Below are 21,834 nucleotides of genomic sequence, written 5' to 3'. Positions count from 1 at the left end.
GGATGTCATTTCCTGCAAATGTAGTTTGTAAGGCCGGCACGACGCAAAGCCATAATGCGGCGTGATGCTGCAGCATTCAGCGCTGCGAGGAAGAACATCACCGACGAGATCGTAACCTCATGCAGCAATGGATTATGCAACATGCCATAGCTGCCACAAACCACCGCAAAGTAAATCAAGGTTCGGCGCATAGCCCAACTATCGGAGTTGCGCCAAAGATGCACAAAAATCGCCAGGAACGCCGCAAACATGAAGAACAGTCCAATGATGCCATCGTTCAGCAATTCATCGAGCACAGTATTATGGACGTGGCGAAATCCCTCCAACAGAGCAGCTTGCTCTCCAGCTTGCGCCCGGACTACGTCCATTTTCGTATAAGCACCAACCCCCGCTATCGGATTCCGCTCGATAACCTTAGCAGCACTAGTCCACATGACTTCGCGGATATCTGCCGAAATTTTATCTTCCCATTGTGAGCTGTCACCACTGTCGTAGTATTCAACCATTCCCGCAAAACGTTTGGAGATGATATCTCCAACAGGTCCTACAACGACAAGAGCCGCGAGAGCGGCCAGCATGGCTGCATAAGCAGCTCCCTGTTGTCGAATACTAAAGCGTTTGAGGAAGAAGATGACTTCGATCGCTGCAAAAACCGGCAGCACAACAATAACTGCCCGCGTTTCCGACGCCAGAACAGAAACCAAACCCAAAATCAGCCAATGAGGGCCGTTTGGAAGATAGCGATGAGTTTTGCCAATTGGAATAGCGGCTGAAATAGCTGCCACGCCTGCGACAAAGGCAAAGACTGCCTCGTTGCCACCAACACCAATCCGCCCACCCTCAGCGAATACAAGGTATATAATCGCAAGGACGGCCATAATGACACCGACACGCGATCCTAGCACATAGGCCCGAAGGGGGTTCCGAACCAGCAGCATTCCGGGACCTGCAAAGGCGAATACCGTGATCAAAAGCGTGTAGCCAATTTGTCGGTTGTTAGCGAACGGCTCTCCACGGAACAGAATGAGGCCTAAAGACCAACCAGCATAAAGTAGAATGAATATGTAGAACTTCTTAGCAAATAGACGGGTCGCTGCGTGTCGAGCAAAACTGAGATAGATACCAATGCATGAAAATACAAAAAGAATGATTGGGCCCAATCCTAATCGGATGGGCATCGCTGCAGATGCAACGCCTAGAACCCAATGGTCCACCCGCCGGCGGAGAAGAAAAGATTTTTTTAGAAATGCCACTTAAACCTCTTTCAGGCTATTTCGCCTTAGAGCGTATGCGATTCGCCTGATATAGTCAGTTGCTCTAAACAACAACGTTGTCAGCCGTTTGTATGCAGGTAAACGCGTTTTGGCGTAGCCTTGTCTACCTTGTGCTATAGTAGATATTAGTATTTCTGACAGAGCGACAATGGGCTTATTCGTCGTGAAGATTTCATAACTGCCCGCCCATCCACGCTCCAATGCAACATCATATGGAAGATACATAGGCTTTATCGCCGTAAGTAGCCGCTTGGCCCCCTCAAGTGTAACGATGTAGGCAGCAGAGCTGCCCAAAGGTCCATGCATACACCGACCAATCGTAAATCCCGCACCTAAAGTGTGAAAATTGCGGTAGCTATTTGTGCGATGATTGACGAGTTTTATAATATCCCAGCCTGCCAACTTACGGGCTGCGGCTAAAAACGGAAGAAACTCCGGTGTGAATTCCACGTCATCTTCAACGATGACTGCAAAAGGCTCGTTTTCAGCGATTATTGTTTCAAGCGCACGTATATGGCTGAAATAACATCCGATTTCAGCAGGGAGTGGAATTTTTCCATGCCACCGGCGGAAGCTATTCTCGTCCAAATCGGTCAGCTCTTCTGGAGCAAGGAGTTTACCCTCGACTGCGTCTACGCGACGAATATCAATGGAGAATGCATCAGCGCTTGCGCGCAGGGCGTCCCATCTGTCCTGAGAGCGAGCAAGATTGATGGCGTAAACCGGGACAGAACCAACCACGGGCTCTCCTTATTTTCTATTCTCTTGGCAGCTCAGTGAGGCGATGCCACGCATTAATTTCTATCAATTCTAAACAAAGGTCTCTAATCAGAGATGAGTACCTCTCCCGACACTTAAATCATACCGGAAAAATGCTTAATACCTGCGTTAGCCACAGAACTGGACGAATTCTTGACTGGTATGATCGGCACCATCGTATTCTACCATGGCGTGTATCACCATCAGAGCAATCGCGCGGCATCAAGGCTGACCCTTACCGGATATGGCTTTCGGAGATTATGCTTCAACAAACAACGGTTGAAGCGGTCAAATCATACTTCACCAAATTTGTCGAACGCTGGCCGGATGTCATGGCTATGGCCGCTGCGAGCGAAGACGACATTTTGCGAGCCTGGGCAGGACTTGGCTATTATTCGCGCGCGCGCAATCTCAAAAAATGCGCAGATCTGGTTGCAGCTCAGTATGCCGGAAGCTTCCCCACAACCGCTGCCGAGTTAAAAGAACTACCGGGCATCGGCGATTATACGTCTGCGGCAATCGCAGCAATTGCGTTTGGTCAGCCAGCAGCCGTAGTGGACGGCAATGTCGAGCGTGTTATTTCACGTCTCTATGCTATCGACACTCCTCTTCCTGCAGCTAAAGCAGAAATCCGCCTCCTTATGGGAGAGTTGACACCTGCAGACAGGCCTGGTGATTTTGCGCAAGCAGTCATGGACTTAGGCGCAACCATCTGCACACCGCGTCGCCCAGCTTGCGCGATCTGTCCTGTCAATGACGGCTGCGAAGCTCTTACAAAGCGCGACCCGGAAGAATTTCCCGTCAAAGCCCCTAAAGCGTCGAAGCCAATCCGAACGGGCGCTGCTTTCGTTGCAATCGCCGATGATGGTTCCGTTTTGTTGCGCAAACGCAAAGGTGAAGGTCTGCTTGCTGGCATGACAGAAGTGCCGGGCAGTCACTGGACGGCACGTATTGATGGCGACGCAACGGTAGATGCCGCTCCTTTTGCTGGCGACTGGGTCGCCTCAGGCAGCATCACGCATGTCTTCACACATTTCGAATTGCGCCTTTCCGTCTATTCAGCCGCCAACATCACCAAGCACGATATTACAGAAGGCTGGTGGTCTTCGCCTTCCGAACTTGAAGGCGAAGCGCTGCCGACTGTCATGAAAAAGGCAATTACTGCCGCTATTCCAGACGCATTCAAACGGGGGAGGAAAAACCGTTGACCAATCAAGTCAAACACGTCGTTTTCGATATTGGAAAAGTGCTGTTGCATTATGACCCAGAGCTTGCCTATCTCGATGTGATCCCTGACGAGGCAGAGCGCCGCTGGTTTCTGGAGAATATCTGCACAGGCGCTTGGAATATCGAGCAGGATCGTGGCCGCAGCTGGCAGGATGCGGAAGCGCTGCTGATTGAAGCGCACCCAAAAAAGAGCAGTCACATTCGCGCATTTCGCCAAAACTGGAATCTGATGGTACCCCATTCCTATGACGACAGTGTTGCAATCCTGCGCGGACTTATTGCTGAGGGCAATGACGTAACCATGCTCACGAACTTCGCTTCCGACACATTACGTGAAGCGCAAGGACGGTTTCCGTTTCTGACGGAGAGCCGCGGCGTCACGGTCTCAGGCGATATCCGTATGTTGAAACCAGACCGCGAAATTTACGAGCATCACGTTGCAAGCTTCGATCTTGATCCTGCTGCAACGCTTTTTATTGATGACAGTCCGGCCAATGTGGAAGGCGCCAAAGCAGCCGGTTGGCAGGCTGTGCATTTCACCGGCGCACCTAAATTGGCAGACGATCTGAGAAGCCTCGGTCTCTCATTCTGATCCAAAAAATACCTAAACAGAAAAAGACCCCCGAAGCGAAACACTTCGGGGGTCTTTTCATCAGACTTTGTTGGAGGTCGTCCGATAGTAAGCTCTACAGCATAATTCCTTAAATATGCTGCAAATATAGAGTGTTAGAGCGCATTCCGAAAAGTGCGATGCGGTTTTCGGAACAAGATGTGCGCAAAAACAAATGGATCAAGATTAAGCGCCTGCGACAGCCATCTGATCGCGGATCACCTTGCGCAGATCATCGATAGGCTTCAGCATACCTGCCTCTTCATAGTGCCAGAATGTCCAACCATTGCAGGCATCAAATCCCTGTACCTTGGCCCCAATGCGATGGATCGAACCCGCTTCACCATTCGCAGCCAGTGTGCCATCAGCACGAACGATGGCGGCATGACGACGGCGTGCATCAGAAAGAACCGTGCCCGGACGTAGGAGACCTGCTTCCATGATCGAGGTGAAGGCCACCCGCGGCTCTGCACGCTTGCCGGTCATAACCGTCAGTTCGGCCTTGCCCAGCGGTTCGACCGCATCAATGCGAGCGGTTGCCGCATCGATATAGGTCTGCTCCCGTTCGATACCAACGAAGTGGCGACCGAGGCGCTTTGCAACAGCACCCGTGGTGCCGGAACCGAAGAACGGATCAAGAATAACGTCGCCCGGCTTGCTCGAGGCCATCATGATACGGGCAAGCAGTGCTTCCGGCTTTTGCGTCGGATGAACTTTGTCGCCGTTTTCATCTTTCAGGCGTTCTGAGCCCGTGCAGATTGGGAACAGCCAATCAGAGCGCATCTGTACGTCGTCATTGGCAGCCTTCATGGCGTCGTAATTGAAGGTGTAACCTTTGCCCTTTGCATCTCTCGAAGCCCAGATCAGCGTTTCATGCGCGTTCTGGAAACGACGACCGCGGAAGTTCGGCATCGGATTGGTCTTGCGCCAGACGATATCGTTGAGCAGCCAGAAACCAATATCCTGCAACTGCGTGCCGACGCGGAAGATGTTGTGGTAAGAACCGATGACCCAGATAGTGCCATTTGGCTTCAGAACGCGGCGGCAGGCCAAAAGCCATGCGCGAGTGAAAGCATCATAGGCCTGAAAGCTTTCAAACTGGTCCCAATGATCATCAACGGCGCTGACCATCGACTGATCAGGGCGATGGAGATCGCCACCAAGCTGAAGATTGTATGGAGGATCGGCGAAAATGACGTCCACCGAGTGATCAGGAAGGCGTTCCAGAGCGGCAACGCAATCACCCTTGATGATAGAGTCGAGCCAAGCGGTACGTGGGGCCTCAATAGGCAACTCATGTGCAAGACGTACTAGGGACATGGGATACTCGATTACCTGTGAACGCTAAAAACTTGTCCTTATGGTTACTGAGTAGGGTAAATATGCGGTTAACGCCAAGTGATTGAAATCGTAAACCTTTTCTTAATTGAGCGGTAAATGCCCGCGTTTCCGGCACTTTTGCGAGCGATATGGCTTAAACAGTTTTCTTCCAGCCATATTAAAGCCGTCAACAAATTGCAGTGCAGAAATGCAATATGACGCAATCAATAAGGCTTGGTTATTCGTTTTGCGCCTATAATTGCCTTCAAGTGATTTGCTTCAACGTGCTGCTTGTCCGAAAACCGTTTCATATTTTGGACCGCAACCCGAGACTGATAAGCGTACCTGTTCTATGTGTCTGACATGAATATCAACGAGCTGCGCCACAACCGGTATTTGCGGGTTCTTTTCGTACCCTTCCGTATGCGCGCGCTTGTGCGCGGCAGTGAAATTGGTCTCGCTATCGCGGGCGTGGTTATCGGCGTGATTTCCGCGCTTGCTGTTGCAGCAATTGGCGGCATTTCTCAGTGGATGCACCAAGCTCTGTTCGGTCTTGCGGAAGGGGAGCGGCTCAGCTCCGCCTCGGAACTGAGTTCCAGCGCTTACATTGCTCCACTCGCCGGCGGCATCCTCATGGGCATTGTCATATGGGTACTGGCGCGCTGGCGTAAACGTCCCATCGTTGACCCCATTGAAGCCAATGCTTTGCACGGCGGCCATCTTTCGCTGACGGACAGTTTTATCCTCGTCGGGCAGAACCTTATTTCCAACGGGTTTGGTGCGTCCGTCGGGCTTGAAGCAGCTTATACGCAGCTCGCCAGTGGTTTCGCATCGCGTATCGGACGTGCACTGAAATTGCGTCGCGCCGATTTGCGTACTTTAGTTGGATGTGGTGCAGCAGCCGCGATTGCAAGCGCCTTTAACGCACCGCTGACCGGCGCTTTCTACGCGTTTGAACTCATTATCGGCGTTTACTCGATTGCCACTCTTGCACCTGTGGTGGTCGCAGCCATCGTCGGCATGTTGGTCACACAAGCCATCGGTGGTCCGCCTTTTGTCATTCACATCGGACCTTTGGATAGCATTGCGGCACGCGACTATGTGCCTGCACTGGTTCTCGGCTTTCTTGCTGCTGGCATTGCCATTCTCATCATGCGTGGCGTGACAAACGTTGAGCGTGTCGCACGCAAAAGCGTGGTCCCGACAGTTCTCGCTCCAGCCATTGGTGGCGCAATTGTTGGCATGATCGCTTTCGTCTCGCCACAAGTTCTGGCTTCCGGCCATGGCGCCCTGCATCTCGACCTGAATGCCAATCTAACCATTCCGGTTTTGCTGCTGCTAATTTTCAGCAAGTCACTGGCTTCAGCCATCTCAATCGGTTCAGGATTTCGCGGCGGCTTGTTCTTTGCGTCCCTGTTTCTTGGCGCGCTTACTGGAAAGCTCTTTGCAGCCGTGACCGGCTATGTCTTACCACTCACGCTTGAACCAGAGGTCTACGCTGTGATCGGCATGAGTTCGATGGCCGTCGCCATCGTTGGCGGCCCATTGACGATGACCTTTCTGGCTCTTGAACTAACTGGCGATTTCCCGATTGCGATGCTTGTGCTTGGTGCCGTCGTGTCTTCATCTCTGATGGTTCGCAAAACCTTCGGCTATTCCTTCGCAACCTGGCGTTTCCACTTGCGCGGTGAAGCTATACGTTCCGCACACGATATTGGCTGGATACGTAACCTGACTGTCACCCGGATGATGCGTCATGACGTGCGTACGGTGCAGATCGACACAGATATCGAAACATTCCGCCACGACTTTCCGCTTGGTTCAACACAGCGCGTAATCGCCGTCGATAGCGACGGCCGATATGTCGGCATGATTCCCGTTCCTGCTGCCTATTCCGAGAGTTTCGACACAACGGATGAGACACGCAGTATCTCCGAATTGTTGCGCTATCAGGATGAGTTCCTGCTTCCACAGATGAATGCCAAAGAAGCTGTTGCGCGTTTTGACCGTGCGGAAGCTGAAGCACTCGCAGTCATCAACAATGCACAGGACCGCAAAGTGCTGGGGCTTTTGAGTGAAGCACATACATTGCGTCGCTATAGTGAAGAACTGGATCGCCGCCGCCGTGAGGTTTCAGGCGAGGTCTAAGTTTACTGGCTTGTTTGGGAAGTGGGTTCGCTTCCGTTGTTTTCCGGCGTTGCGCGGTAATAATACGGGGTGGCAAAAATAAAAGTTAGAACGACGATAACTGCCAGAACAAACAGTACAACGGATTTACGCATCGAATTCTCCTTTGAGAGCGCATCAGGGAGAGCCTAAGCAAGCTTCACGGTGATACGCGTCAAGTATGTTTGTCAGATCGCATCACGCTCCGACCAAGAGAAAACGGTCAGCAATTGATATCGTTCCTGATATCCCTTCATCCTTGAAGACGCCAAGTTTGACGCCTAAGTCATAAAGGTGTAGCTCATCGGCGATAGTTCGGTGGGTGCTATTACCCCCACACCTCCCACACAAAGGCTTTTTGAAATGGCGGCTCCGTCCCTGATTATTTTTGACTGTGATGGCGTATTGGTGGACTCGGAATTCATCGCCGCACAAGTCGATGCAGCCCTTCTCACTGAAGCCGGTTATCCAATTGAAGCGGAAGAAGTGGGTGAGCGTTTCGCAGGCCTTACATGGCAGGACATCCTTCTCACCGTTGAGCGTGAAGCTGGAATTCCGCTTTCGGCGTCCCTGCTCGATAAAGCCGACAAGCTGCTGGATGAACGCCTTAAGAACGAAGTTCAAGCGATTGAAGATATCGTCGAAGTCGTTTCAGCTCTTGGCCTTCCAAAGTGCATCTGCTCGAACTCGACCAGCGCTCGCCTTGAACTCATGCTGAAGCGCGTCGGCCTCTACGATCTTTTTGAACCGAACATCTTCTCGTCTCGTGAAGTTGGCTCCAAGAAGCCAAAGCCTGCACCAGACGTCTTCCTTCATGCAGCGAAGCACTTCGGCGTCGATCCGGCTGATGTAATTGTTATTGAAGATTCAGCCCACGGCATTCATGGCGCGCGCGCTGCGGGTATGCGCGTCATCGGCTTCACCGGAGGCGCTCACACCTATCCCGGACATGCAGACAAGCTGACTGATGCAGGAGCGGAAACAGTTATTCACCGCCACAAGGATCTTCCGGGCGTGATCGAAGCACTGTCAATTTGGACGGATGCCTGATTTTCGTCCATTTCTCCGGAATGGATTTTCGGGAGAATTATAGCCGCTGGTGCAATTGATGCAGCATATTCTCGCTGCATCAGTTCATGGAAATGAAGCATTTCTGTCCGCTTAAAGCGCATCCCGAAAAGTGTGAAACGGTTCTCGGAACAAGATGCGCGTTAAAACAGATGATTAGAGCGCTCAGGCAGCGCTACGCTTGCTCTTGCCCTTCGACGCGGCATTTAGTGTCGCAAGCAGCTCTTCAGATTCGCTTTCGCTCAATCCGATCAGCATGCGCTCGCCCAGTGAAGCAGGCTCGCCTGAGATCGTATCGAAGATAGCCCAGGTATCCGTCGGTTCAAGCACGCGTTCATATTTCTGTTTCATGGGCATAGACCAGAGCGGTTTCTGTGAGCCGCCCCATCCTCTTGTTCGTTGCAGTTTCAGTCGAAGATGATTGCGCCCGAACTCCAGATGCAGTCATCTCTGTTGATACTGTTCTAGCGCAAACCTCTTGCTATTCACTTCACACAAGCGGTTTAATTTAATTAGAATCTTATAGATTTGTCCTATAGTTAAATATCTATTTCGAAGTAGGCGTCTTTGCCTGTCCGCGTTTTTTGGAGATCTTAGAACCAACGACAAGCGCTTGAGCGAACTTGGCATCAACCGGCTTTCCGAAAAACCATCCCTGCCCTGAAATATCGCCACTAATGCTGCGAAAATATTCCGCCTGAGCAGCGGTTTCGATACCTTCAACGACGATATCGAGATTATGTCCATGCGCCATGGAAATGATCTGCGGAACGATCGAAACCTTGCCATCCTCGTCACCCACGGTTCGGGTGAAAGCCTTATCGATCTTGATCGCGTCGACCTGCAACTCTCCCAGATAGGCAAGACTGGAATAGCCAGTACCGAAGTCGTCGATATAGATGCAGTGGCCCCGCTCACGCAGGTCCTTGATACCTTCGGAAGCCTTAGAAAAGTCAACAGCAGTGCGTTCAGTCAGCTCCAGCCCAATCTGATGGGGATCAATGTCGGCAGCAAGCAAGCGCTGCTCAAGTGCGGCCCTGAAAGTTGGATTCTGCACATCGCCTGCCGTCATATTGATATTGATACGTAAATCGCACTGCTCACGAAGCAGCTCACCCATTTCTGCAAGCATATGATCGACGACGTAAATTGTGATCCTGTCAGCAATCCCAGCAGTTTCCGCACGCGCTATAAACAAATCGGGCGGGACAAAATCGCCTTTTGTTATTTCCCAACGAATTAGCGCCTCAAAACCGGTAATTCTACCGCTGCCGATGCAGACAACGGGTTGATAAACCAGTGTCAGACTATTCGCCGCCAGCGCCTTTTTCAAAAGTGAAATCAATGATCGGTCGCGATTGCGATAGTAATTCCAACCGACACCGAGCCCTGCTCCTACGCATGTGCCAAGAACCGTGAACAGGACAGGCAAAATGCCATCCGACTGCGTATGCCAGCTTTCCGACGTCGCCAGAGCAATACAAACACCCGTGACGGGATCGCAGGTGTTTTCCCGCAGGATATCGTCTCCAACACCGAAAAATCGACTATTCCTCGTCGGTACAAAACTATTCTGGACATTGCCGGGAAATTCATCCGGAAAGCTATAGAGACGAGCAGATTTTGTTTTATCGGAATTCACGAGAAAAACTGCGAAATGATACTGCGAGACATGCAGAGCATCAAAAGCAACCGAACTTAATACGACATTGGCTTCAGCCCGCCCCATGACAGGCCCATGACTACCGGGCGTGAGCAGCTGATGGTCGCCATAAACATAAGTTCCGTCTCCCAAAAGCACATCTTCAGTCGAGCGGACCTCATCGGTGTCAATGTCGTTTAACAAGGTCGAGCACTGAAGGCGATCATTGATAAGACGACCGATGTCTTTGATATGATAGGCACTGAAAAGCAGTTCTCTCAAATAACGTTTATCGTCGTCTGAGCAGACCAGGTAAGGTGAGCGGTTCGTTTGTTCCAGAGTTTTCCGGGCGGAAGTGACAATGCGGTTTGCCTGAGACATGAGCACGGTCATATACGCGTCCATGTCGCGTTCTTCTTCCAGAAGCTGGAAACGTTCTCCGGTCCATTTGCCTATTATTGCGCCAAGCAGCAGCATGACGACGACCAGGATATAAACAGGCAAAATAACAGACCTGCGTTGAAGTCCCATCAGAAAACCTGCCGTTTCAATATCGACAATCGAAAATCCAGTTTAAAACTGCGCCGCCATACTTATATGGCGCACAAAAACAAATAATGTAAATGAATAATGCTCAAATATTCTTGCTAAAGATCAAAACCAAACTTTCAAAAAAGCAATATATAATACAGTACTAAAACTTTCGGAGCACTATAATTAGCAATTAATTCAAAGTGCAAGTCTAAAAAAGGCGCTCACAATCACGGTGAACGCCTCTTTTGATTAGCAGTTTCCAGCTGCACCAGTAATGTCGATGCATATTCTTAGAGCGCCAATGTGATTGGATCAGATCGGCGTTCTAAATTGAGAAATTATTTGGTGTTATACGGACCTTCGTCGAAGCCCACGAAAATCTGAACGCTGCGAGCACTTTCAGACGGCACCGTAATTCCCTTGTCGTTAAAGACGAACTGCGTAGCACCGCCACCGCTGGTAACACTAACAGCCTGCTTGTGGAGCTTGGAGTAGATCACCTTGTCGCCCTGAACCACGGCTACGCGCACCGGCATAGTGACATTTCCGCTCTTGTACTTCGGACCCGGTACGACCTTACCAGCCGCTGCTACATCAAGGGTGATAGTCCCTTCGCCATATTGGCAGCTGCGAGTGGTGTCGGTCAGAGCAGCCTGATAAATCACTCGGCTTGCATCCTTATCGCCGCCTTTTTCATAAGTGTTGAAATAGGCTGTACCGTCACGCAACGTGACGGATGGACAAAAGGCGCGAAGCTCCGATTCCTTCACACGAGGTTGGCTTGCGTCCGTAAGCGCGCCATCCGCAGACTTCTGCGTGCCGCTTGTGGTGCAGCCTGCAAGCGCTGCGAGCAAAACCGTTGCAAAGACTGGAAACAACGATGAACGATTCTGTAATGCTTTCTGCATAAACCGGGCTTCCCTGCACTGATCGACCTGTTCTATACCACTACGCAATGCATAGTGTGAGGGTGTTTTCCTGTTTTTTGTCGCCAAGAGCAACCCCATCCCTCAAAGGTTGCTTTAATTCTTGCGGCTTTTTTAGGGACGCTCTATTGCATTGACGGCTAAAAATCCGCCTCGACCCGAAATGAAGGCCTTTGAGATGAAATATATCAGTACCCGCGGCGAAGCACCTGTTCTGGGATTCAGCGACGCTTTGCTCGCCGGACTTGCCCGCGACGGCGGTCTTTATCTCCCACAGGAATATCCGCAGTTCAGCGCCGATCAGATCCGCGATCTTCGTGGAAAATCCTATGTGGATATCGCATTGGCCGTGCTGACACCCTTCACTGGCGGCGAGATTCCTCAGGCCGATTTCGAACGCATGGTACGCGAAGCCTATAGCTCCTTTCGCCACGATGCTGTCTGCCCATTGGTTCAGACCGGCGCGAACGAATATGTGCTTGAGCTGTTTCATGGCCCGACACTCGCCTTTAAAGACGTCGCCATGCAGCTCCTTGCGCGCATGATGGACTACGTTCTTGCTCAACGCGGCGAGCGCGCGACCATTGTTGGCGCGACATCCGGCGACACAGGTGGTGCGGCTATCGAAGCCTTCGGCGGTCGCGATAACACCGATATCTTTATTCTCTTCCCGAATGGCCGTGTGTCTCCGGTGCAGCAGCGCCAGATGACCAGCTCGGGCTTCTCGAATGTTCATGCCCTTTCCATCGAAGGCAATTTCGACGACTGCCAGAACCTCGTCAAAGGCATGTTCAACGATCTTCAATTCCGCGACAGCATTTCGCTATCCGGCGTTAATTCGATCAACTGGGGACGCATTATGTCCCAGGTGGTTTATTATTTCTCCGCAGCACTGAGCCTTGGCGCGCCAGATCGCGCAGTCTCGTTCACCGTGCCAACCGGCAATTTCGGCGATATTTTTGCGGGTTATGTCGCCAAAAAAATGGGCTTGCCAATCGAGCGCCTCATTATTGCGACCAATGACAACGACATTCTTTCGCGCACGCTTCAAACCGGCGCTTATGAAATGCGCGGCGTCGAACAGACCACGTCGCCATCGATGGACATTCAAATTTCGTCCAACTTTGAGCGCCTGCTGTTTGAAGCACATGATCGTGATGCGGCGGCGGTACGCGGTTTGATGGAAGGCCTGAAGCAATCGGGAGGCTTCACCATCTCCGAAAAGCCGCTTGCTGCTATCCGCAGCGAGTTTTCGGCTGGTCGTTCTTCGGTTGAAGAAACGGCGCAAACCATTCAATCTGTTCTGGAAACCGACGGTTATCTGCTGGATCCACACTCGGCGATTGCAGTTAAGGTCGCTCGCGAAAATGTGTCTGAAGCAGCTCCGATGGTGGTTCTGGCAACCGCGCATCCGGCCAAATTCCCCGATGCTGTAAAGGCTGCAAGCGGTGTTACTCCAGCGCTTCCGACATGGCTTTCGGACCTTATGGAACGAAAAGAAAGTTTCACGGTTCTTCACAACGACCTGAAAATCGTGGAAGAATACGTTCGCCGTCATTCTCGGGCATGAATTCAAACCTTTTGCGAGAATAAGAACGGGAACCCGAATGGGACTATGGGAGCATTTTTCTGATGGGTGTTGAAGTAACGCGTCTTTCCAACGGCCTGACAATTGCCACCGATAACATGCCGCATGTGGAAAGTGTTGCGTTGGGTATCTGGGTCAAAGCTGGTGCTCGAAATGAAGCGCCTGACCGGCATGGCATAGCCCACCTCCTTGAACATATGGCGTTCAAAGGGACGGAAAAGCGAACGGCCTGGCAAATTGCCTCCGACATTGAAAATGTGGGTGGCGAGATAAACGCAGCTACGAGCGTCGAAACCACGTCCTATTACGCGCGTGTCTTGCGCAATGACGTGCCGCTGGCAATCGATATTCTCGCTGATATTCTGACCGCCTCCAAGTTCGATGAAGCCGAGCTTGAACGCGAGAAGCAGGTTATCATGCAGGAAATCGGTGCGGCGCACGATACGCCTGACGATATCGTCTTCGACCGGTTTACGGAAACGGCCTATCGTCATCAGCCAATCGGGCGCGCCATTCTGGGCGAGCCGGATACGGTGATGTCGTTTACGTCCGCTGATCTTCGTCAGTATATGGACGAGCAATACAGCGCCGACCGCATGGTTGTGACCGCAGCTGGCGGCATCGATCACGATCAGTTCGTGAAGGAAGTGGAGCAACGCCTGGGTGGCTTCCGTGCTCACAACACAGCCCCTACGCTTGACCTCGCAACATATGTTGGCGGCGACTTCCGTGAAGATCGTGATCTGATGGATGCGCAGGTTCTGATCGGCTTTGAAGGCCGCGCCTATCATGTACGCGATTTCTACGCCTCTCAGCTTCTGTCGATGATTCTCGGCGGCGGCATGTCCTCACGTCTGTTCCAGGAAGTGCGCGAAAAGCGTGGCCTTTGTTATTCGGTCTATGCGTTCCATTGGGGCTTCTCTGACACCGGCCTGTTCGGCATTCATGCAGCAACCGGTCGTGATGAGCTTGTCGAGCTTCTGCCCGTCATCATTGATGAGCTGCATAAGGCTGCAGACTCCATTCAGCTCGAAGAAGTGAACCGTGCTCGTGCGCAGTATAGTGCTAGCCTGCTGATGTCACAGGAAAGTGCTGCCAGCCGTGCAGGTCAACTTGCGCGTCAGTTCCTGCTTTATGGTCGTCCGGTTGCAAACAGTGAGCTGATGGACCGCCTGTCGCAGATCACCCCTGAACGTCTGAGTGATCTTGCAGGCCGACTGTTCCTCGACACCAAGCCGACAATTGCCGGTGTTGGTCCGGTCGGACGCTTGATGAGCTTTGATCGGCTGACTGATGCGCTTTCGACGAGCGCGCATACAAGGAAGATTGCTGTCTAAGGGAAATAGGGGAAACCGGGGTAGGCTTGGCTGAATCAACAGAGCGATACTGTTTGTTCATTTTTTAAAACACGCGCCATCACTCCCCTCCCCCTGCTCTCATAACAACACAGGAACCCGCATGATCGGCCTGCCATTCCGGCGCAGCAATCCGACAGTTCTTCGCGGTCCACGCGTTTACATACGCGAACCGATGATGAGTGATTTTGCCGCCTGGACCAGCCTGCGGGCGCAAAGCCGGGCTTTTCTCACCCCATGGGAACCCACCTGGGCCGACGACGAACTTACAAAAAGTGCTTTTCGCTATCGGATACGCCGCGTTCAGGACGAAATGTCTGACGGAACCGGCTATCCGTTTTTTATTTTCCGCAACAACGACCACCAGATTGTCGGCGGTATAACGCTTGGCAACATCAAGCGCGGCGTGGGTCAGAATGGCATGGTCGGCTATTGGAGCGGCGCTTCATTTGCCGGAAAAGGCTATATGACTGAGGCACTCAATCTGGTTATCCCCTTTGCATTCGGTCAACTGAGGTTGCACCGGATTGAAGCTGCCTGTATTCCCCATAATGTTCGTTCGATACGGCTTCTCGAAAAAGCCGGATTTCAGAGAGAAGGACTGTTGCGCTCCTATCTCAAGATAAACGGCTTCTGGCAGGATCACCTGCTGTTTGCTCTGATAGAAAGCGACAAACGCATGATCAATGGCAAGGTTGAACGCTCGTGAACGGTCTTACAGACAAGTTATTTTCAACTCTTGCGCGGTTTCTCGCGCTTATCGTCTTTGTGACCTTTTCAGTCGTTCAGGCATCTGCTGTTGAACCTATAAAAATCTCGAAGGAAGATACTGCCCTTGATCTTTCGCGCGCTGTTGAGCTGCTGCGTAATCAGGGCGAAAGCGTTCAGGTTTCTACAGCTCCCGGTGCTGATGGCATTGTTCGCCGCATTGAGGTGCAGGCTGATCCAAATTCCAACGCATCCGGTGACTGGGCCGCGTTTTCCATCGCCAACCCGACAGACGAGCAGATAGACCGCCTGATTGTTGCACCACACTTCCGTCTGGTCGGCTCTGGCGTCATCTGGCCGGATCTTGGTTCGCCGCGCATTTCATCGATTACGCCCAGTGAAGGCTTTGCGCTTGATCGTCAGCCAAGTGCCGATGCCGACGTTTTCCGCATCACGCTCAATCCGGGTACGGTTGTCACCTTCGTTGCAGAGCTTTCCTCGCATAATCTGCCACAGCTCTATCTGTGGGAGCCAGAAGCCTACAAGGATGCGGTTAACTCCTACACGCTTTATCGCGGCATTCTGCTTGGTATTTCGGGCCTTCTGGCCCTGTTCCTGACCATTCTCTTCGTCGTCAAGGGAACCTCACTGTTTCCGGCCACCGCAGCCCTTGCATGGGCGGTTCTTGCCTATATCTGCGTTGACTTCGGCTTCTGGAACAAGCTGATGGAGATAACGCCCGGAAATGAGCAAGTCTGGCGAGCGGGCACCGAAGTAGCCCTTGCCGCCTCTCTGGTGATTTTCTTGTTCACCTATCTCAACCTCAATCGCTGGCACGACCATTTCAGCTATGGTGCCGTTACATGGGTCCTCGGCCTTCTGGCGCTCGCAGGCGTTGCGGTTTTCGACCCACCAATTGCTTCGGGTATTGCGCGCATGTCGCTGGCATTGACCGTTGCGTCAGGCATTTTCATCATCGGTTATCTTGCCGTCAAAGGCTATGATCGAGCGGTGATGCTGATCCCCGCATGGTTGCTCACGCTCATATGGCTCCTCGGCGCATGGATGACGGTTTCGGGGAAACTGGATAATGACATAATCCAACCTGCGCTTGGCGGCGGTCTTGTTCTTATTGTATTGCTGATTGGCTTCACCGTCATGCAGCACGCCTTTTCAGGCGGGGCACTTCAGCAAGGTCTGCTTTCTGACATGGAACGTCAGGCACTTGCTGTGATTGGTGCAGGTGACATTGTCTGGGATTGGGACGTACCGCGTGACCGTGTTGTCACAACGCCAGATATCGCAAACTATCTCGGCAACACAGCGAGTTCACTGCAAGGCCCAGTCCGTAACTGGCTGCCGGCCATGCACGCTGATGATCGCGACCGTTTCCGGTCCACACTCGATGCCGTTCTCGAAAATCGACGCGGCCGAATTGGACAGATTTTCCGCTTGCGCGCCAATGATGGCCATTATCACTGGTATGCGCTGCGTGCTCGCCCCGTGATTGGTTCAGACGGTGAGATTGTCCGCTGCGTCGGCACATTGATTAACGTGACTGAGCAGAAAAAAGCCGAAGAACGTCTGCTGCACGATGCCGTGCATGACAATCTGACTGGCTTGCCAAATCGTGAGCTTTTCCTCGACCGCCTAAGCAATGTGATGAACATGGCGCGGGGCGAGAGCAGATTGCATCCGACGGTGTTTATTATCGACATTGACCGTTTCAAGCAGGTCAATGACAGTCTCGGCATGTCAGCAGGCGATACAATCCTGCTCACCATTTCTCGCCGCTTGTCGCGCCTGATGAAGCCACAGGATACGCTTTCGCGCCTGTCTTCTGATCAGTTTGGCCTCCTCCTTGCCTCTGAAAGCGACCCAGGGCGTATTGCTTCCTTTGCTGAAGCCCTCCGTCAGGCAGTACGCGCGCCTATCGCCTATGCAAAACGCGAAATCGTGCTGACAGCATCGGTCGGCCTCATCACCTGGACGAAGACTGCATCAACAGCTGAAGATTTCGTTAAGGATGCAGAGCTTGCGATGCATCAGGCCAAGCGCTTCGGCGGCGACCGCATCGAACCATTCCGCCCGGCATTCCGCGCCATTGGCAGCGATAAATTGCAGCTCGAATCCGATTTGCGCCGTGCGCTTGAGCGCGATGAAATCAGTCTCGTTTATCAGCCAATTGTCCGATTGGACGAAGGAACAATTGCAGGCTTTGAAGCTCTGATGCGTTGGGAGCATCCGCGCCGTGGTGCGATCCCACCATCGGAATTCATTCCGATTGCAGAGAGCTCTGGTCTGATCGTGCAGCTCGGTCTGTTTGCTATTCAGCGTGCGGCAGAAGATCTGTTCGCGTGGCAAGAACAGTTTTCCAAGCTCGATCTGTTTGTGTCAGTCAATCTTTCGAGCACGCAATTGATACGACAAGACCTCATCAATGATGTGCGCTCGGTTCTCTCGCGCATTCACCTCAATCCGGGTAGCCTCAAACTCGAATTGACAGAATCCGTTCTGATGGAAAATCCCGAGCAATCGGCCCATGTGCTGGCACGCTTGAAAACCATGGGTGTTGGACTGTCGCTTGACGATTTCGGCACTGGCTATTCGTCGCTCGCTTATCTCACCCGCTTCCCGTTCGATATAATCAAGATTGACCGTTCATTCGTTAAAGGCGACCAACCGCAGAAAACCACACTTCTGCGCTCTATCGTCAGCATGGCCCATGACCTCGGTCTCGCTGTCGTAACAGAAGGCGTCGATAGCGAAAGCGATGCGCTTCAACTGCGCCAGATGGGTTGTGAATATGTGCAGAGCTTCATGTTCGGCGAACCATCGAGCCGCGATGAAGCGACACGCCTGATCCGAGAGCAGCAGGATTCTGCTGCTGCGTGATTTTAGGGAATAGGCATCTCGCGGTTGTTTCAGATAACGGAAACATACACCTCTACTGCCTAAGTCCCACTATTTTCCCTTAGGCTTAGATCACGCATGACCTGCTTCGGAAACGAGCCGGGTCACATCAATGCCCATACGAGCCATCAGCCGGTCGTACTTTCCGGCAATGTCGCTGTCGAACAGCATGTCCATGGGAGCTGGACATGCGAGCCAGCCGTTTTCGGCAAATTCCATATCAAGCTGCCCAGGAGACCAGCCCGAATATCCGAGCGTCATAAGAGCCTGAGCAGGGCCGCCCCCGCCATAGATAGCGCGTAGGATATCGACCGTTGCTGTCAGGCACACATCTTCTGAAACAGGCATGGTGGAATCCACCATGTAATCATCGGTGTGGAGCACAAAGCCGCGCGTGCGATCCACAGGCCCGCCATTGCGCACGATCATGTTCTGCGCACGCGAGGGAAGAACGATCAGATCCTCATCGTCGATAACCCCAATCTGACGAAGCAGATCGGGGAAACCCACCGGCTGAAGCTGATTGATAATGAAACCCATCGCGCCTTCCTCAGAATGCGCACAGATATAGACCACAGCGCGGGCGAAGCGCTCGTCGTTCATTCCGGGCATGGCGAGCAGGAATTGCCCGTTCAAGAAACCCTGCTCCTGGTTTGGCTTCCTGAGAATGGTCATAGCTATCAAGGTAGCAAGACTGCGCCAAATGACAATGAAAATCGTGCAAAGTTCCTTATTGTTTCGAACGGGCTTGATTTCCGGTTGCTTAATGAAGCAACCTCTCGGCGAAGAAATGCAATTAATGATTGAGAAGAATCACCAGCATGTTGATGTATATAGTTGTAGTTTCAGCAGTATTTTTCCTGGCTTACTCTATATATGCGCAGGTCAGACTTTCTCCGCTTATTGATTACATCAGACAAAGCCCGTCAATGACGAAGGCGATCGGAGATGTGTCTGATCTCTATTATCTTTTCACCATGCCACGCGGTAACTATCGTTTCGCACTATATCTCTGGCACAACCCTACACCACCCGATGAAATCGCTTCAAATTTCGCGGATTATGACAGGCTGCGCATCATATCCAATATCGCGTTTCTGTTTCATCTTGGTCTCGGCTTTCTGATCTTTTCTAGTGTCGCGCTGCAATTGTTGCTGAAACTCTGAACTACAATTTGCACGCATAAAATCAGCCTTGATAGAAACATGATTTTCTACCAATCTCGCCGCATGAGATCTTTGAAGTTTCTTGCCCTCCCTTTGCTCATGAGCGCCGCATTTTCTGCTCAAGCCGCTACATCTGACTGGTCGGAAACGCCGGGCGGCAAAGTGCGCGTTATTATCGAAGATGCAAAGCCGGATGGCGAAGTGCGCGGCGCGTTGCAGATCGATCTTAACCCAGGCTGGAAGACCTATTGGCGCAATCCGGGTGATGCAGGCGTACCGCCGCAGCTGAACATTGAAGGCGGCACTTTTGCGCGGATCGACTTCCCTGCCCCCGTGCATTTTGACGCTGGGGATGAAGGCGGTATCGGCTACAAACATTCGGTGTCATTGCCACTGACCTTCCACGTAAAGCCCGGCGATCAACGCCTGAAAGGACACGTTTTCCTTGGCGTGTGTGAAAAAATCTGCATTCCCGTTCAGGCTCAGTTTGATTTTCCATTGAATGTAACCTCTGAACAATCGCCCCAAGCCATTGCCGCGCGTACCATCATCGAAACAGCCTTTGATCGGCTGCCAGCTCGCGCATCGGCTGAATTCGGCATAAAAGCCGCCACGCGGGACGATAGCAAAGCGGTTTTCGAGATCGCGCTTCCCGATGCACAAGCACCTGCTGAACTGTTTGTCGGAAGCGACCAGCTTAGCCTTTCCGAAGCAAAGCGCCAGAGCGCTAGCGACCAGTTGCGCTTCGCAGCAACGCTACATGGTAAAGCCGCAGACGGCGCACTGATCGACTATACGCTAGTTCAGAATGGTAAAGCAGTTTCCGGACAAGTTCGGCTGGATTAACGTGCAAGATCAGTAATTTGAAATTGTGGAATGGGCTATTATCAGCTTAAATGCCTTTGCCATGTTTCAAACATGGGCACTCGAAATTCAGCCATCATAAAGGTGGGCCATAACGGCAAAAGCTCACCTTCAGGAGAAAAACGATGACGATCAAAGTTGGTGACAAGCTGCCCGCAGCAACCTTCAAGGTAAAGACCGCAGACGGCGTCAAAGAAGTGACGACCGACGAAGTCTTCTCAGGCAAGAAGGTTGTTCTGTTTGCGGTTCCCGGCGCTTTCACGCCGACCTGCAGCCTTAACCACCTGCCTGGCTATCTCGAAAACCGCGACACCATCCTTGCAAAAGGCGTTGATCAGATCGCAGTCGTTGCCGTGAATGACGCTTTCGTTATGGGCGCATGGGCACAGAGCACAGGCGGAGAAGGCAAGATTCTCTATCTCGCTGACGGTTCGGCTCTGTTCACCAAAGCTCTTGGTCTGGAACTGGATGCGACCGCTGGTGGCCTTGGCATCCGCTCGAAGCGCTATTCGGCAATTGTTGAAGACGGAGTGCTCAAGACCCTCAATATCGAAGAACAGGCTGGTCAAGCCGCAACTTCAAGTGCTGCGACCCTCATCGAGCAGCTGTAATCCAAATCTTTATGCGCCCTGCTTTTCCGGCAGGGCGCGCATTTCACGCGTGAGCCATTTTTCAAGTGCCAGCGTATCTGGTTGCCCCGCCCTGTGCGGCGCAATCCAGAGCAACATTCGACGCGGCCCCGGACGGAAGCCAAAAGGCGCTACCAGACGTCCCGATGCAATATGCTCGGCAACCAGCATATGCGGTACGACTGCCACGCCCAGCCCGCACAGCACCGCCTGAATCAGCAGATAGAAATGATGGAACGTGGATTTTGGCTCTGGCGCCGGGAAATCCGCATGTGCCGCTTTTTGCCAGTCAGCAAATGCTTCAAGACGCGTTTGCGTGGCAAGTACAGCTGCTTGGTTCAAGTCGGCAGGCGTTATCAACGGGCATTGTGCAAGATAGGACGGCGCACAGACAAGTCCGATCGCTTCACGACCCATATCGCGAATGACCGCATCTGCTGGCGGTTCAATAATGCTTGAGCGGATGGCTATGCCGATCTTGTCGCGCATAAAATCGATGCGATCATAGTTCATGTTGAACTGCAGTTCGATGCCCGGATAGCGATCATGGAATCGGCCAATGCGCGGGATGATCCACTCCATCATGATTGAGGACGAACACGACAAGGTCAGTGGTCCCGGTTTCACCCGCTCTATACTGCCTTCAATAATTGAAAATGCGCTGGCCAATCCCTCAGCCAGTCGCGCACCTTCGGGCGTGGGATCGCTCAGTCGCGCATTGCGTGTAAGCAAAAGTACCCCAAGGGAATCCTCCAGTGATCGTATCTGACGGCTAACTGCCCCATGCGTCACGCATAATTCCTCTGCCGCCCTCGTCATAGAGCGATGGCGTGCGACGGCTTCAAAAGCCTTTAGCGCGTTCAAAGAAGGCAATGGACGCATGGAAACTCCCGTTCGTATCTGAGCATACCTGTGAGGTTATATCACAAATCACAGATAATAAATCGCTTGCGGCGGCATGTCGCATTCTTTAGCTATCTCGCATATTTAGGGGCGAAAGCACCGCTGGAATCCATTATATCGTATGATATGCATTCAGGCAGTTCCCTTCGCTCTTGTTACTATGCAAGCAGGGAGGAACTGCA

Annotated in this window: 19 protein-coding genes; 11 read left to right on the top strand and 8 right to left on the bottom strand. The window is 52.2% G+C overall.

Annotated features, from left to right (window positions below):
• Positions 1 to 5 precede the first annotated feature (5 nt).
• Positions 6 to 1,253 (bottom strand): O-antigen ligase family protein, encoded by a 1,248-nt coding sequence (locus KMS41_02555; GenBank protein ID QWK78149.1) that lies wholly within the window; start codon positions 1,251 to 1,253, stop codon positions 6 to 8.
• Positions 1,254 to 2,015, bottom strand: a complete 762-nt coding sequence (locus KMS41_02550) for a glycosyltransferase family 25 protein (protein ID QWK78148.1) — start codon at positions 2,013 to 2,015, stop codon at positions 1,254 to 1,256. It abuts the gene before it with no gap.
• Positions 2,016 to 2,146: 131 nt separating this feature from the next.
• Here KMS41_02550 and mutY point away from each other — a divergent pair, with 131 nt between their 5' ends.
• The gene (gene mutY / locus KMS41_02545; protein ID QWK78147.1) at positions 2,147 to 3,241 is read left to right on the top strand and encodes an A/G-specific adenine glycosylase; all 1,095 of its coding nucleotides are present in this window, start codon (positions 2,147 to 2,149) and stop codon (positions 3,239 to 3,241) included.
• Positions 3,238 to 3,852, top strand: a complete 615-nt coding sequence (locus KMS41_02540) for an HAD family phosphatase (GenBank protein ID QWK78146.1) — start codon at positions 3,238 to 3,240, stop codon at positions 3,850 to 3,852. The genes mutY and KMS41_02540 overlap by 4 nt, the downstream gene beginning before the upstream one ends.
• A 204-nt stretch (positions 3,853 to 4,056) precedes the next feature.
• Here KMS41_02540 and KMS41_02535 read toward each other — a convergent pair whose 3' ends face one another.
• Positions 4,057 to 5,190: a site-specific DNA-methyltransferase gene (locus KMS41_02535; GenBank protein ID QWK78145.1), complete on the bottom strand. Its 1,134-nt coding sequence runs from the start codon at positions 5,188 to 5,190 to the stop codon at positions 4,057 to 4,059.
• A 363-nt stretch (positions 5,191 to 5,553) separates the two neighbouring features.
• Between KMS41_02535 and KMS41_02530 the strand changes: the two genes are divergently transcribed.
• Positions 5,554 to 7,338: a chloride channel protein gene (locus KMS41_02530; protein QWK78144.1), complete on the top strand. Its 1,785-nt coding sequence runs from the start codon at positions 5,554 to 5,556 to the stop codon at positions 7,336 to 7,338.
• 381 nt (positions 7,339 to 7,719) lie between these two features.
• The gene (locus tag KMS41_02525) at positions 7,720 to 8,406 is read left to right on the top strand and encodes an HAD family phosphatase (GenBank protein QWK78143.1); all 687 of its coding nucleotides are present in this window, start codon (positions 7,720 to 7,722) and stop codon (positions 8,404 to 8,406) included.
• 183 nt (positions 8,407 to 8,589) lie between these two features.
• Here KMS41_02525 and KMS41_02520 read toward each other — a convergent pair whose 3' ends face one another.
• The 3 genes from KMS41_02520 to KMS41_02510 form a co-directional block, all read right to left on the bottom strand.
• Positions 8,590 to 8,775: a hypothetical protein gene (locus KMS41_02520; protein QWK78142.1), complete on the bottom strand. Its 186-nt coding sequence runs from the start codon at positions 8,773 to 8,775 to the stop codon at positions 8,590 to 8,592.
• Between the two features lie 196 nt (positions 8,776 to 8,971).
• Complete coding sequence (locus KMS41_02515; GenBank protein QWK78141.1) at positions 8,972 to 10,597, bottom strand: EAL domain-containing protein; 1,626 nt, start codon at positions 10,595 to 10,597, stop codon at positions 8,972 to 8,974.
• Positions 10,598 to 10,938: 341 nt separating this feature from the next.
• Positions 10,939 to 11,508, bottom strand: a complete 570-nt coding sequence (locus KMS41_02510; GenBank protein ID QWK78140.1) for a hypothetical protein — start codon at positions 11,506 to 11,508, stop codon at positions 10,939 to 10,941.
• 196 nt (positions 11,509 to 11,704) lie between these two features.
• On the opposite strand from KMS41_02510, the gene KMS41_02505 reads away from it, so the two are divergent.
• The 4 genes from KMS41_02505 (at position 11,705) to KMS41_02490 (ending at position 18,072) form a co-directional block, all read left to right on the top strand.
• Positions 11,705 to 13,096: a threonine synthase gene (locus KMS41_02505; protein QWK78139.1), complete on the top strand. Its 1,392-nt coding sequence runs from the start codon at positions 11,705 to 11,707 to the stop codon at positions 13,094 to 13,096.
• Between the two features lie 62 nt (positions 13,097 to 13,158).
• Positions 13,159 to 14,451, top strand: a complete 1,293-nt coding sequence (locus tag KMS41_02500) for an insulinase family protein (GenBank protein ID QWK78138.1) — start codon at positions 13,159 to 13,161, stop codon at positions 14,449 to 14,451.
• 121 nt (positions 14,452 to 14,572) lie between these two features.
• Positions 14,573 to 15,178, top strand: coding sequence for a GNAT family N-acetyltransferase (locus KMS41_02495; GenBank protein QWK78137.1), 606 nt, complete (start codon positions 14,573 to 14,575; stop codon positions 15,176 to 15,178).
• Complete coding sequence (locus KMS41_02490; protein ID QWK78136.1) at positions 15,175 to 18,072, top strand: EAL domain-containing protein; 2,898 nt, start codon at positions 15,175 to 15,177, stop codon at positions 18,070 to 18,072. Before KMS41_02495 ends, KMS41_02490 begins: the two co-directional genes overlap by 4 nt.
• Before the next feature lie 90 nt (positions 18,073 to 18,162).
• Here the strand turns inward: KMS41_02490 and KMS41_02485 are convergent, their stop codons facing one another.
• Entirely contained in the window at positions 18,163 to 18,765 is a 603-nt protein-coding gene (locus KMS41_02485) for a YqgE/AlgH family protein (GenBank protein ID QWK78135.1), read from the bottom strand.
• Between the two features lie 254 nt (positions 18,766 to 19,019).
• Here KMS41_02485 and KMS41_02480 point away from each other — a divergent pair, with 254 nt between their 5' ends.
• The 3 genes from KMS41_02480 (at position 19,020) to KMS41_02470 (ending at position 20,731) form a co-directional block, all read left to right on the top strand.
• Complete coding sequence (locus KMS41_02480) at positions 19,020 to 19,256, top strand: hypothetical protein (GenBank protein ID QWK78134.1); 237 nt, start codon at positions 19,020 to 19,022, stop codon at positions 19,254 to 19,256.
• A 63-nt stretch (positions 19,257 to 19,319) separates the two neighbouring features.
• Complete coding sequence (locus tag KMS41_02475) at positions 19,320 to 20,102, top strand: hypothetical protein (GenBank protein ID QWK78745.1); 783 nt, start codon at positions 19,320 to 19,322, stop codon at positions 20,100 to 20,102.
• A gap of 143 nt (positions 20,103 to 20,245) precedes the next feature.
• Positions 20,246 to 20,731, top strand: coding sequence for a peroxiredoxin (locus KMS41_02470; GenBank protein ID QWK78133.1), 486 nt, complete (start codon positions 20,246 to 20,248; stop codon positions 20,729 to 20,731).
• A 9-nt stretch (positions 20,732 to 20,740) separates the two neighbouring features.
• Here the strand turns inward: KMS41_02470 and KMS41_02465 are convergent, their stop codons facing one another.
• Positions 20,741 to 21,631: a LysR family transcriptional regulator gene (locus KMS41_02465; GenBank protein QWK78132.1), complete on the bottom strand. Its 891-nt coding sequence runs from the start codon at positions 21,629 to 21,631 to the stop codon at positions 20,741 to 20,743.
• Between the last annotated feature and the right edge of the window lie 203 nt (positions 21,632 to 21,834).

Source organism: Ochrobactrum sp. BTU1, from assembly GCA_018798825.1.
In the GTDB taxonomy this organism is placed as follows: domain Bacteria; phylum Pseudomonadota; class Alphaproteobacteria; order Rhizobiales; family Rhizobiaceae; genus Brucella.
This window is presented reverse-complemented; position numbering and strand designations above follow the sequence as displayed.